At 66.3% G+C, this 11,620-nt stretch carries 11 protein-coding genes; 1 reads left to right on the forward strand and 10 read right to left on the reverse strand.

The window, feature by feature from the left end; all coding sequences use genetic code 11:
* Positions 1–5: 5 nt before the first annotated feature.
* The 7 genes from dxr to rpsB all read right to left on the reverse strand — a co-directional run bounded on the left by dxr (position 6) and on the right by rpsB (position 6,231).
* On the reverse strand, positions 6–1,202 hold the full coding sequence (gene dxr / locus AX690_RS04900; protein ID WP_066683405.1) for a 1-deoxy-D-xylulose-5-phosphate reductoisomerase: 1,197 nt from the start codon (positions 1,200–1,202) through the stop codon (positions 6–8).
* The gene (locus AX690_RS04905) at positions 1,190–2,035 is read right to left on the reverse strand and encodes a phosphatidate cytidylyltransferase (RefSeq protein ID WP_082769506.1); all 846 of its coding nucleotides are present in this window, start codon (positions 2,033–2,035) and stop codon (positions 1,190–1,192) included. Before AX690_RS04905 ends, dxr begins: the two co-directional genes overlap by 13 nt.
* On the reverse strand, positions 1,995–2,774 hold the full coding sequence (gene uppS / locus AX690_RS04910; protein WP_066683408.1) for a polyprenyl diphosphate synthase: 780 nt from the start codon (positions 2,772–2,774) through the stop codon (positions 1,995–1,997). The genes AX690_RS04905 and uppS overlap by 41 nt, the downstream gene beginning before the upstream one ends.
* A gap of 47 nt (positions 2,775–2,821) precedes the next feature.
* Entirely contained in the window at positions 2,822–3,388 is a 567-nt protein-coding gene (frr, locus tag AX690_RS04915; RefSeq protein ID WP_066683410.1) for a ribosome recycling factor, read from the reverse strand.
* Positions 3,389–3,413: 25 nt separating this feature from the next.
* Positions 3,414–4,157 (reverse strand): UMP kinase, encoded by a 744-nt coding sequence (pyrH, locus tag AX690_RS04920; protein WP_066683415.1) that lies wholly within the window; start codon positions 4,155–4,157, stop codon positions 3,414–3,416.
* Positions 4,158–4,334: 177 nt separating this feature from the next.
* Positions 4,335–5,273 carry a translation elongation factor Ts gene (gene tsf, locus AX690_RS04925; RefSeq protein ID WP_066683417.1) on the reverse strand — a complete coding sequence of 313 codons (939 nt, stop codon included), beginning with the start codon at positions 5,271–5,273 and terminating at the stop codon, positions 4,335–4,337.
* A gap of 151 nt (positions 5,274–5,424) precedes the next feature.
* Complete coding sequence (gene rpsB / locus AX690_RS04930) at positions 5,425–6,231, reverse strand: 30S ribosomal protein S2 (RefSeq protein ID WP_066683419.1); 807 nt, start codon at positions 6,229–6,231, stop codon at positions 5,425–5,427.
* A gap of 347 nt (positions 6,232–6,578) precedes the next feature.
* On the opposite strand from rpsB, the gene AX690_RS04935 reads away from it, so the two are divergent.
* Complete coding sequence (locus tag AX690_RS04935) at positions 6,579–7,229, forward strand: HAD family hydrolase (RefSeq protein WP_066683494.1); 651 nt, start codon at positions 6,579–6,581, stop codon at positions 7,227–7,229.
* 10 nt (positions 7,230–7,239) lie between these two features.
* Here AX690_RS04935 and AX690_RS04940 read toward each other — a convergent pair whose 3' ends face one another.
* The 3 genes from AX690_RS04940 to sidA all read right to left on the reverse strand — a co-directional run bounded on the left by AX690_RS04940 (position 7,240) and on the right by sidA (position 11,578).
* The gene (locus AX690_RS04940) at positions 7,240–7,872 is read right to left on the reverse strand and encodes a class I SAM-dependent methyltransferase (RefSeq protein ID WP_066683421.1); all 633 of its coding nucleotides are present in this window, start codon (positions 7,870–7,872) and stop codon (positions 7,240–7,242) included.
* A gap of 161 nt (positions 7,873–8,033) precedes the next feature.
* Positions 8,034–11,465, reverse strand: coding sequence for a DNA polymerase III subunit alpha (gene dnaE, locus AX690_RS04945; RefSeq protein ID WP_066683423.1), 3,432 nt, complete (start codon positions 11,463–11,465; stop codon positions 8,034–8,036).
* A gap of 23 nt (positions 11,466–11,488) precedes the next feature.
* The gene (sidA, locus tag AX690_RS04950; protein ID WP_156449567.1) at positions 11,489–11,578 is read right to left on the reverse strand and encodes a cell division inhibitor SidA; all 90 of its coding nucleotides are present in this window, start codon (positions 11,576–11,578) and stop codon (positions 11,489–11,491) included.
* Positions 11,579–11,620: the final 42 nt, after the last annotated feature.

Here is an 11,620-nt window from a genome sequence, read left to right on the forward strand (position 1 = left end):
CCCGATCAGCGCCGATGCTTTTGCGCGACAACCTCGGCCGCAATGCGGCGAGCGCTGGCGTCGATCATCATCGCATTATCGACGGCGTCACCTTCCGCCACGGAGAGCCCACCCAGACTGTTCATACGCTCAAGGGTTCCCGCCACCGCGGCGGCAATATCGAGAAAGCCAATCTTCCGGTCAAGGAAAGCGGCGACCGCGATCTCATTGGCCGCGTTCATGGCTGTCGGCGCGCCGCCGCCGAGGCGCAGCGCCTCACGGGCGATGCCGATCGACGGGAAGCGGTCGAGGTCGGGCGATTCGAAGGTCAGCTGGCCGTAGGCGGCCAGATCCAGGCGCGGCGCCGGCCACGGCAGCCGGTCGGGCCAGGAAAAGGCGCAGGCGATCGGGCTGCGCATGTCCGGCGGCCCCAATTGGGCCAAGGTGGAGCCGTCGGCATACTCGACCAGGCTGTGGATCACGGACTGCGGGTGGATCACGACGTCGACGCGGTCTTCCGGGGTTCCGAACAGGTAGGAGGCTTCGATCATCTCGAGCCCCTTGTTCATCATCGTGGCGGAATCGACCGAAATCTTGGCGCCCATCGACCAGTTGGGATGGGCCACGGCCTGCTCGGGCGTCGCGACCGCCATGGCGGCCTTGTCCCAGGTGCGGAACGGGCCGCCCGAGGCGGTAAGGATCAGCCTGGCGACGCGGTGGGCGCAATCCGGCTGAAGCACCTGGAAGATCGCCGAATGCTCCGAATCAACCGGGATGACGGAGCCGCCGGCCGCCTTGGCGATGGCGAGAAGCGCCGGTCCGGCGCAGACGAGGCTCTCCTTGTTCGCCAAGGCGATGACCGCCCCGGTCCGCGCGGCGGCCAGGGTCGGCGCCAGGCCGGCGGCCCCGACGATCGCCGACATCACCCAGTCCGCGCCCATGGCCGCGGCTTCGATGATCGCGGCCGAACCGGCGGCGGCGCGGACGCCGCTTCCGGCAAGGCCCGCTCGAAGCGCTTCAAGCTTGGCTTCGTCCTGGATCACCGCGACCTGCGGTCGCCAGCGCAGCGCCTGCTTGATCAGGCGATCGACATTGCCCCCGGCCGTCAGCGCCAGGATTTCGACCGGCGCGCCGGATTCTTCGAAAAGGCTCAAGGTCGAAAGGCCGATCGATCCGGTCGAGCCTAAAACCACCACCTTGCGTGGCGAGGTCAATGCGCCCATCCCCAGTGATCGACGAGACGCACGGCGGCGATGACGATGGCCGCGAACATCAGGCCATCGACGCGGTCCAGCAGACCGCCGTGGCCCGGAATGATGTCGCCGCTGTCCTTCACGCCGAAACGGCGCTTCAGCATCGACTCCCAGAGGTCGCCGGCCATGGTCGCCAGGCCTCCCAGAAAACCCACTAACGCCGCCGCCGGCCAGATGAGCTTCAGCTGGGCGAAATAGGCGACCAATACGGCGCCGATCGTCGCCGCCACCAGCCCGCCGACGAAACCCGACCAGGTCTTGTTGGGCGAAATCTGAGGCCACAGCTTGGGCCCCTTCAGGATGCTGCCGGCCACATAGGCGAAGATGTCGGCGAACCAGGTGACCACGAACAGCAGCAGCGTCCACCACAGGCCGTCCGGCAGCGAGCGCACCCAGACCAGGGCGATGACGGCGGGCGCGATGTAGACCACGCCGTAAGCCGCGTCCGCGCGACGCTCGACAGCGCCTCGCGCGATCAGTCCGGCCAGAAACGCGCCGACCGCCACGACCGCCCAGGCGATGAAGAACTGATGCAGGAAAGCGGCGATCACCGCGACGGCGCAGAAGACGCCGACCACGGCTCCCACCGCGCGGGGCGCCTTGGGTGCGCTGATCTTGCCCCATTCCCGGGCCAACAGCGCCACGCAGATCAGGGCCAAGGCCAGGATCCACGGGCCGCCCAGCCATACGGCCGCCACGACCGTAGGCACGAGCACGGTGGCCGAGACCACGCGCATTCGAAGATTGCCCCAGTTGAAGCGCTTAGCCGGCGACGGCGACGTCATCGGCCGCGATCCCTCCATAGCGTCGATCCCGACGGCGATACTCAGCGATGGCGGCCGCCAGGGCTTCAGGCCCGTAGTCGGGCCACAGCACGTCCTGGAACACGAGTTCGGCGTAGGCGCAGTCCCAGAGCAGGAAGTTGGAGATGCGGCGTTCGCCGCTAGTGCGAACGATCAGATCCGGCGGGGGGGCGGCCGCCGTCGACAACAGGTGACCAAAGGTTTCCTCGGTCAGGTCCTCGGGCTTGGCCTCGCCACGCGCCACCTTCTCGGCGAAGGCGCGCGCCGCGTCGGTGATGTCGGCCTGGCCGCCATAGTTGAAGGCGACCTGGAGCACGAACTCGGTGTTGTTCGCGGTGCGCTTCTCGGCTCGCTCGATAACCTCGGCGATGTCGGCGGACAGACCGGCCCGACGACCGATGATGCGGACCCGGACCCCCGCGCGCGCGAGCCGTTCGAGGTCCGATTCCACATAGGCCTTCAGCAGGCCCATCAGCTCGGACACTTCCTGGGCGGGGCGACGCCAGTTCTCGGTCGAGAAGCCAAAAACCGTCAGCACGCCGACGTTCTGCTCCTGAGCGCCCTCAACGGTGCGCTTCAGGGCGTTGACCCCGGCCCGATGGCCGAGGACGCGCGGCATGCCCCGCTGCTTCGCCCAGCGGCCATTGCCATCCATGATAATGGCCACGTGCAGGCGTTCCTCGGGCGCGCCGCCCCCGGCGCGCGCCGAAACGTCCTGCAAGCCGGTGGTCGGCGACATCCGCTTCAACCTTCCCTCGTCCTCTCCCTACGCGATGGGAAGGGCGATCAGACCTGCATGATCTCTTGTTCTTTGATTTTCAAGGCCTCGTCGATGCGCTTGATGGCCTCGTCAGTCAGCTTCTGGACCTCGGTTTCCATCTTCTTGCGCTCGTCCTCGGCGATCGCGCCGTCCTTCTCGGCCTTCTTCAGGTCGTCGTTGGCGTCGCGGCGGACGTTGCGGACGGCGATCTTCTGCTGCTCGGCGTACTTGCCGGCGATCTTCTGGAGATCCTTGCGACGCTCCTCGGTCAGCGGCGGGATCGGGATGCGTAGGTTCTGACCTTCGACGACCGGGTTCAGGCCCAGACCCGAGGCGCGGATCGCCTTCTCCACCGAGACCACGACGCCGCGATCCCAGACGCTGACATTGATCTGGCGCGGCTCGGGCACGCTGACCGAAGCCACGGCGTTCAGCGGCGTCGTCGAGCCATAGGCCTCGACCATCACCTGGTCCAGAATGCTGGCCGAGGCGCGGCCGGTGCGCAGGCTGCCGAACTCTTCCTTCAGAGCGGCGACGGCCTTGTCCATGCGATCGCGATAGCGCGACAGGACGGGTTTTTCGGCGGCGGCCATGAGGCTCTCCTCGCTTTTTCGAAATCTAGGCGGCGGCGCGGTCGCTGGCGACCACGGTGTGGGTGCCCTCGCCTCGCAGGACGTTCAGCAAGTTGCCGCGTCCCTTGATCGAGAAGACCACGATCGGAATGTTGCTGTCGCGCATGAGCGCCACGGCCGAGGCGTCCATGACCCGCAGGTCCTTGGCCAGGACGTCCATATAGGTCAGGCGGTCATAGCGTTCGGCCTTCGGATCCTTCTTGGGATCGGCCGTATAGACGCCGTCGACGCTGGTGCCCTTGAACAGGGCGTCGCACTGCATCTCGGCCGCGCGGAGGGCCGCGGCGGTGTCGGTGGTGAAGAACGGGTTGCCGGTGCCGGCGGCGAAGATCACCACGCGGCCCTTCTCAAGGTGGCGCTGGGCGCGGCGGCGAATATAGGGCTCGCAGACGGTAGCCATCGGAATAGCCGACTGGACCCGGGTCTGGACGCCGATCCGCTCAAGAGCGTCCTGCATGGCCAGGGCGTTCATCACCGTGGCCAGCATGCCCATGTAGTCGGCGCTGGAGCGCTCCATGCCCTTGGCCGCGCCGGCCATGCCGCGGAAAATGTTGCCGCCGCCAATCACCAGGCACAGCTCGACGCCCGACTTAACGATCTCGGCGACATCATCGGCCACGGACTGCACGGTCTTGGTGTCGATGCCGTACGGCGTCTCGCCCATCAGGACCTCGCCCGACACTTTCAGCAGGATGCGGCGATATTTCTGGGGCGCGCTGGTATCGGACATGGACCGCTATTCCTGAGTCGTCGGCACGCACATTACGTGCGTTGTACAGAACTGAGATGTGTTTTGCCAACCGGCCTGGCGAGCCAGATCGGCGGGCGCAAAAAGGGCGCGGCGCGCGTCTACACGCGCCGCGCCCTGAATGTCTGTCGGGCGCCGAGCGGCGTCCGACGGCGGGCCTTAGCCTTGGCCGGTCATCGAAGCGACTTCGGCGGCGAAGTCGTCTTGCTTCTTTTCGACGCCTTCGCCCAGGGCGAGGCGCGTGAAGCCCTTCACGGTGATCGGCGCGCCGAGGGTCTTGCCGGTTTCGGCGACCAGCTGCTCGACCGTCTGGTCCGGGTTCATGACGAAGGCCTGCTTCAGCAGCACGACTTCTTCCAGGAACTTGCGGATGCGGCCTTCGATCATCTTCTCAACGACCGCCGGCGGCTTGCCCGACTCGAGCGCCTGCTCGGTGAACACGGCCTTTTCACGCTCGATGGCGGCCGGGTCCAGGTCGTCCGGCGACAGCGACAGCGGCGAGGTCGCAGCGACGTGCATCGCGATCTTGCGGCCCAGCTCGCGCAGGGCGGCCTTGTCGCCGGTCGACTCGATGGCGACCAGCACGCCGATGCGGCCGAGGTCCGGCGCGGTGGCGTTGTGGATGTACGAGGCGACGACGCCGCTCTCGACGGTCCACTTGGCGGCGCGACGCACCATCATGTTCTCGCCGATCGTGGCGATCAGGTTGGTCAGGTGGTCCTGCACGGTCTCGCCGCCGGCCAGCTTGGCGGCGGTGATCGCGTCGACCGAACCGTCGGTGCCAATGGCCGCGCCGGCGATCTGACGCGCCGCGCCTTGGAACAGGTCGTTACGCGACACGAAGTCGGTTTCGGCGTTCACTTCGACGGCCGTGGCGGTTTCGCCAGCGCCTTGCTCGGCGGTCGCGATGGCCACCAGACCTTCAGCGGCGGCGCGGTCGGCCTTCTTGGCGGCCTTGGACAGGCCCTTGGCGCGCAGCCAGTCGATGGAAGCTTCGATGTCGCCGTTGTTCTCAGCCAGCGCCTTCTTGCAGTCCATCATGCCGACGCCGGACTTTTCGCGCAGTTCCTTGACGAGGGCGGCGGTGATCTCAGCCATCGAAAATCTCCAGATTCAAACGGTTGGCGACTGGGCTTGTTAGCCCGCCAAATCGATAAAGAGTTGGGACCGGGCTATTTAGCCCGGTCCCATGTCAGGGTCGCGACGGTCCCCGCGCCGGACGATCGCCCGGCCGGGAACACGTTGGAAATCAGCCTTCGGCCGATTCCGGAGCCGCTTCGGCGGCCGGAGCTTCCGGAGCCAGTTCGCGGGCCAGGGCCGGCTCGACCGGAGCGACGGAGGCGCCCAGGTCCACGCCAGCGGCGGCTTGACCAGCGGCCAGACCGTCCAGGACGGCGTCGGCGATCAGGTCGCAGTACAGTTGCAGAGCGCGGGCGGCGTCGTCGTTCCCCGGGATCGGGTAGGTGATGCCGTCCGGATCGCAGTTGGTGTCGAGGATGGCGACGACCGGGATGTTCAGCTTACGGGCTTCCAGGATCGCGATCGCTTCCTTGTTGGTGTCGATCACGAACATGATGTCGGGGATGCCGCCCATGTCCTTGATGCCGCCCAGCGACAGCTCCAGCTTGTCGCGCTCGCGGGTCAGCTGCAGCAGCTCCTTCTTGGAACGACCTTGGGCTTCGCCGGCCAGGACGCCTTCCAGCTCGCGCAGACGAGCGATCGAGCCCGAGACGGTGCGCCAGTTGGTCAGGGTGCCGCCGAGCCAGCGGTGGTTCACGTAGTACTGGGCGCAGCGCTTGGCGGCCGTGGCGACCGGGTCGCTGGCCTGGCGCTTGGTGCCGACGAACAGCACGCGGCCGCCGGCGGCGGCGACTTCACGGACCTTCACCAGGGCTTGGTGCAGCAGCGGGATCGTCTGCGACAGGTCGATGATGTGGATGTTCGAGCGCGAACCGAAGATGTAGCGGTCCATCTTCGGGTTCCAGCGGTGCGTCTGGTGACCAAAGTGAGCGCCGGCTTCCAGGAGCTGACGCATGGAGAATTCGGGAAGAGCCATCGGGCCTTTAATCCTTCTTCCGGTTGAACCTCCGTGGACACCCCCGCTTCAGACCATTCTGAAGGCGGGACCGGAACGGCGTCGTCGGGATGTCTCCCCGATGCAGCCGAACGTCCACGTGTGGAATGGCCGCGCAAATAGTCGCTACGGAGCGAAAAAGCAAGCCCGCGCATCACCTCGGTCCAGGTGAAATATGATCGCCTAGCGCTTGAGGCGGTCGCACGGTGACGTCGTCCTAAGGACAAGGAGCCCACGGCGCGGGCGTTCTTGTCCACAGGGACCTAGGACGCTGTCGCAAATCTTCCACGTCGCCGTGGCTCACTGACGGAGGTGAGACGGGGATGGCGATGCTCGCGGTGTTCGACATGGACGGCACGCTGCTGAACGGCGACTCCACGGCCCTGTGGCTATGGGAGCGCGCCAAGCGATCGCCGCTGCGCCTGATCGCGACGCTCGCCGTCGCTCCGGTGGCGGTTCCGATGGTGGCGCTACCCTTCACCCGCCGCGCCGGCGCTTCGATCCTGCTCTGGATCGCCACGGCGGGCCTGTCGGAACAACAACTGCTGGCCTCTTGCGACGATTTCGCCCGCGCCTTCGTTGAAAAACGCTGCAGCCTGGCCTGGAAGCCGCAGGCCCTGGCGGCGCTGGATGGCCACGTGGCGGCCGGCGACCGGGTGGTCGTCGTCACGGCCGCGCCGACCTGTCTCGCCAACGCGCTGCTGCGCACGCTGGATCAACGCGTGGACGTGCTGGGCACTTCGCTGAAACCCGGTCTCGGGGGCTGGATCGCCAACATTCACTGCCGCAACCAACGCAAGTGCCAGGCTTTGGCCGAGGCCGGCCATGGCGCCCGCTGGGCCTATGCCTATACCGACAGCCTGGACGACCTGCCCATCCTGCGCGCCGCCGACAAGCCCGTGATCGTCAAGGGCGGCAAGGCGGCCGAGCGGCGGCTGTTCCGGGCTGGGCTGATGAACGGACGCGCCGCGGCGTGGTAATCGCTGGTCCTCAGCCAGGCCGACGCGCCGTGACAGCCAGCCACGGCCGCTGTCCGCCCAGGTAGTCGCCGCCAGCATAGCGCCGAATGGACAAGATCTCCCAATCCGCCGAGGCGCTGTAGGCGGCCTCGAGCGCCTCGGCCGATGGATAGTTGAAGTAGCGGCCCAAGCCGTCACGCCCGTCCGTATCGCCGGCCTTATAGGTCCCAACGTGAAGTCCGCCCGGTTTCAGGGCCCGGAAGATTCGCGACAGGATATCGGGAAGCGCCGATCCGGGCACATGCAGCAGGCTCGCATTGGCCCACACACCATCATAGGCGCCCAGATCAACCAACTGATCGAAGCGCATCACGCGCACGGGACGCCCGAGCCTGGCCTCGGCCTGTCTGGCCATGGCCTCTACGCCGTCTGTGGGGTCCACGCGGAAGCCGAGCGCCAGCATGGCCTCACTGTCGCGACCGTCCCCGCAACCGAGCTCCAGAATGCGCGCGCCAGGGTGAAGTCGCTTCAGAAACCCTTCCAGGAGCCGACTTGGACCATCGCGCGCGGTGGCGGCGTAGATCTGAGCCTGCTCGGCATAGAACAGCAAGGTCGCGTCGTCATAACCGACCACTTGCTCCGCAGGGCTGGCGGGCGGCTTCATGATCAGACAAACACATCGGCGCGGTCACCCGCGCGATCCAAAGCCGGACTTTCTTGGCCCGAGTCGCTGACAAGAATCTCAAGCGCCCAGCTCATCGCCATAACCCTGTTTTTCCGATCCCACGGCCGCCATCGCCAACCGTGAGAAATAGGAATATTTTCCTAAACATCCTCCAGCAGCGCCACGCCCGGCGCGGTCTTCAAGGCTCCGCGCAGGGCGGCGTCGAGGCTGTAGCGCCCGGGCAACCGAAGCTCGATCTCACGACCGCCGCTGATCGCCGCCACGAAGGTGACCTCGCCGCCTTTCTGGGACTGGGCGGCCTCCAGCCGGCGCTTGAGCGCATCGATCTCGGCGGCGGAGGGCGACAGGTGTACGCGCAGCCCCGCCACCACATTCTCGATGGCCTTCTCGATCGGCTCGGCGTCGTCGCCGAAGAAACGAACCTCACCATCCCGAGCCTTGGCGCGGACCTTGATCGCCACGGCCTTGCCTGGCTCCAGCACATCACGACACTTGCGCAGGGACTCCGGCGGGAACAGCACCTCGTATTCGCCGGTCGGATCCGACAGGGAGACGAAGGCGAACTTCTCACCGCTCTGCGAAGCGCGCTCCTGTCGGCGGCGGACCATGCCGCACATCCGGAAGGCTTCCATGCCGGCTTCCGCCTGGACCATGGCCTCGGCCAGCATGGCGGTGCGCCGACGGCGTAGCATGCCGACCATGTCCTCTAGCGGATGGCCGGTCAGGTAGAAGCCGACCGCCGACAGCTCTTCGTCCAGCAGGTCGACCTGATTCCAGTTCTCGGTCTTGGCGAGGCGCGGGCGGTTAGCTCCCGAATCCGAACCGAACAGGCCACCCTGCCCGCCCTGACGGTCGGCATGGCAGCTCTGCGCGTGGGCGATCAGAACATCGGCCGAGGCGACGATCTGGGCCCGGTTCTTGTGGATCGAGTCGAAGGCCCCCGCGCGGGCTAGGTTTTCGATCGCCCGCTTGTTGACCTGACGCGGATCGATCCGCTCGACAAAGTCGAAGATGTCGCGGAAGGGCCCGCCTTCCTCGCGCACGGCCACCAGATGCTTCATGGCGTCGAGACCGACGTTGCGGATCGCGCCCAGGGCGTACAGCACTTCGCCGTTCTCGACCTCGAAGTCGGCGCCCGAGCGGTTCACGTCCGGCGCGCGCACCGTGATCCCAAAGCGACGGGCGTCCTGGTGGAAGACGGCCAGCTTGTCGGTGTTCGACAGATCAAGGCTCATCGACGCGGCGAAGAACTCGACCGGCGTGTTCGCCTTCAGCCAGGCTGTCTGATACGAAATGAAGGCGTAGGCGGCGGCGTGCGACTTGTTGAAGCCATAGCCGGCGAACTTGGCCACCAGTTCGAAGATCGAGCCCGACTGTTCCTCGGGAACGTTCTTCTCCTTGGCGCCGGAGACGAAACGGATCTTCTGGAGATCCATCTCCTCCTTCTTCTTCTTACCCATGGCCCGGCGCAGAAGGTCGGCTTCGCCCAGGCTGTAACCCGCCAGGATCTGGGCGATCTGCATCACCTGTTCCTGATAGACGATGACGCCGTAGGTCTCCTTCAGCACCGTCTCCAGCGACGGGTGTAGGGTGTCGACGGGTTTGCGGCCGAACTTGCAGTCGACGAAGGTGTCGATGTTGTCCATCGGGCCCGGGCGATACAGCGAGATCAGCGCGGTGATCTCCTCGATCGAGCCGCAGCGCATCTTGCGCAGGGTGTCGCGCATGCCCTGACTTTCGAGCTGGAACACGCCGACCGTCTGGCCGGAGGCGAGCAACTCGTAGGTCTTGGCGTCATCGAAGGGCAGCTTGCCGAGATCGATCTCGAAGCCGCGCTTCTTCAGGTGCTTTACCGCCCGATCCAGCACCGTCAGGGTCTTCAGGCCCAGGAAGTCGAACTTCACCAGGCCCGCGCTCTCGACCCATTTCATGTTGAACTGGGTGGCGGGCAGGTCCGAGCGCGGATCCTTGTAGAGTGGAGTCAGCTGGGTCAGCGGCCGGTCGCCGATCACCACGCCGGCGGCGTGCGTCGAGGCGTTGCGGAACAGGCCTTCCAGCTGCAGGGCGACGTTCAAGCAGTTGGCGACGTTCGGGTCTTCGTCGCGGGCCTGTTTCAGGCGCGGCTCGATGTCGATCGCCTGGGCCAGGGTGACCGGCGCGGCCGGGTTGTTCGGCACCATCTTGCAGAGGCGGTCGACCAGACCCAGCGGCAGCTGCATCACGCGGCCGACGTCGCGCAGCACGGCGCGAGCCTGCAGCGAGCCGAAAGTGATGATCTGGGCCACGCGGTCGCGGCCATACTTCTCCTGCACATAGGAGATCACCTCTTCGCGTCGCTCCTGACAGAAGTCGACGTCGAAGTCGGGCATGGAGACACGCTCGGGATTGAGGAAGCGCTCGAACAGCAGGCCAAAGCGCAGAGGGTCGAGGTCGGTGATGGTCAACACCCAGGCGACCAGCGAACCGGCGCCCGATCCCCGTCCCGGCCCCACCGGAATGCCGTGCGCCTTACCCCACTTGATGAAGTCCGACACGATCAGGAAGTAGCCGGGGAAGCCCATCTTCTCGATGATGTCGAGCTCGAACTCGAGGCGCTTCCAATAATCCTCCTCGGGCGCTGACAGCGTCAGCCCGTCGAGGCGCATCTTGAGACCCTCGCGCGCCTGGTGACGAAGCTCCTCGGCCTCGTTGCGACCGTCGCCGGTCGGGAAGCTGGGCAGGATCGGCGCGCGCTTGTGCACCATGAAGGCGCAGCGGCGGGCGATGTCGAGGGTGTTATCGCAGGCTTCCGGCAGGTCGGCGAACAGCTTGCGCATGTCGGCCGGCGGCTTGAACCAGTGCTCGGGCGTGACCCGCCGCCGCTCGTCCTGGCCGACGAAGGCGCCATCGGCGATGCAGAGCAGCGCGTCGTGCGCCTCGTAGAATTGCGGCTTGGCGAAGTAGACGTCGTTGGTGGCGACCAGCGGCACGTCGTTCTCGTAGGCCCAGTTGACCAGGCCTGGTTCGGCGGCCGCCTGCTTGGGCAGGCCATGACGTTGCAGTTCGACATAGAAGCGATCGCCGAAGACGCGGTGCATCTCGGCCAAGGCGGCCGACGCTTCAGCCGCTTTGCCCGCCGCGAAAAGCGCGTCGACGGGCCCATCCGTGCCGCCCGACAGCAGGATCAGACCGTCGCTGTACTCCGCCACCTTGGCCCAGGGCACGACAGGCTCGGGCAATTCCGCGCTGTCGAGATAGGCGATCGACGAGAGCTCGGAGAGATTGAGGTAGCCCTGCTCGTTCTGGGCCAAAAGCATTACGGTCGGCGCCCGCGCCCAACGCTCGGTCGGGCCGCCGCCAATACCCGTCACGGGGATGGCGCAGCCGATGATCGGCTGAACGCCGGCGTCCTTGGCGTAGGACGAGTATTCGAGCGCCCCGAACAGATTGGCCCGGTCGGCCAGACCCGCCGCGGGCATCCCCGCCGCCGCCGCCAACTTGCCGATCTGATCGGCCTTGATCGCGCCTTCAAGCAGCGAATAGGCCGAGCGGACCCGCAGGTGGACAAAACCGTCTGCCTCCCCGTCCGCCATGACCGATCCTCCGCCTACACGACTCAGGCCACCAGTTGGGCGACCGAGCACATCATCCAGACGAAGCCGGCGACGGAAACAAGGGCCAAAGACTCACGCGCCACACGGATCATCGGAACCTCCACAGATTTCTTGTTTTGTTCCATATTCCGGTT

Source organism: Caulobacter sp. CCH9-E1, from assembly GCF_001556515.1.
Classification (GTDB): Bacteria; Pseudomonadota; Alphaproteobacteria; order Caulobacterales; family Caulobacteraceae; genus Caulobacter.

Coding starts and splice junctions, on each gene's coding strand:
- dxr (WP_066683405.1), bottom strand. CDS start 1,202: ATGGGCGCATTGACCTCGCCACGCAAGGTGGTGGTTTTAGGCTCGACC.
- AX690_RS04905 (WP_082769506.1), bottom strand. CDS start 2,035: ATGGAGGGATCGCGGCCGATGACGTCGCCGTCGCCGGCTAAGCGCTTC.
- uppS (WP_066683408.1), bottom strand. CDS start 2,774: ATGTCGCCGACCACCGGCTTGCAGGACGTTTCGGCGCGCGCCGGGGGC.
- frr (WP_066683410.1), bottom strand. CDS start 3,388: ATGGCCGCCGCCGAAAAACCCGTCCTGTCGCGCTATCGCGATCGCATG.
- pyrH (WP_066683415.1), bottom strand. CDS start 4,157: ATGTCCGATACCAGCGCGCCCCAGAAATATCGCCGCATCCTGCTGAAA.
- tsf (WP_066683417.1), bottom strand. CDS start 5,273: ATGGCTGAGATCACCGCCGCCCTCGTCAAGGAACTGCGCGAAAAGTCC.
- rpsB (WP_066683419.1), bottom strand. CDS start 6,231: ATGGCTCTTCCCGAATTCTCCATGCGTCAGCTCCTGGAAGCCGGCGCT.
- AX690_RS04935 (WP_066683494.1), top strand. CDS start 6,579: ATGCTCGCGGTGTTCGACATGGACGGCACGCTGCTGAACGGCGACTCC.
- AX690_RS04940 (WP_066683421.1), bottom strand. CDS start 7,872: ATGAAGCCGCCCGCCAGCCCTGCGGAGCAAGTGGTCGGTTATGACGAC.
- dnaE (WP_066683423.1), bottom strand. CDS start 11,465: ATGGCGGACGGGGAGGCAGACGGTTTTGTCCACCTGCGGGTCCGCTCG.
- sidA (WP_156449567.1), bottom strand. CDS start 11,578: ATGATCCGTGTGGCGCGTGAGTCTTTGGCCCTTGTTTCCGTCGCCGGC.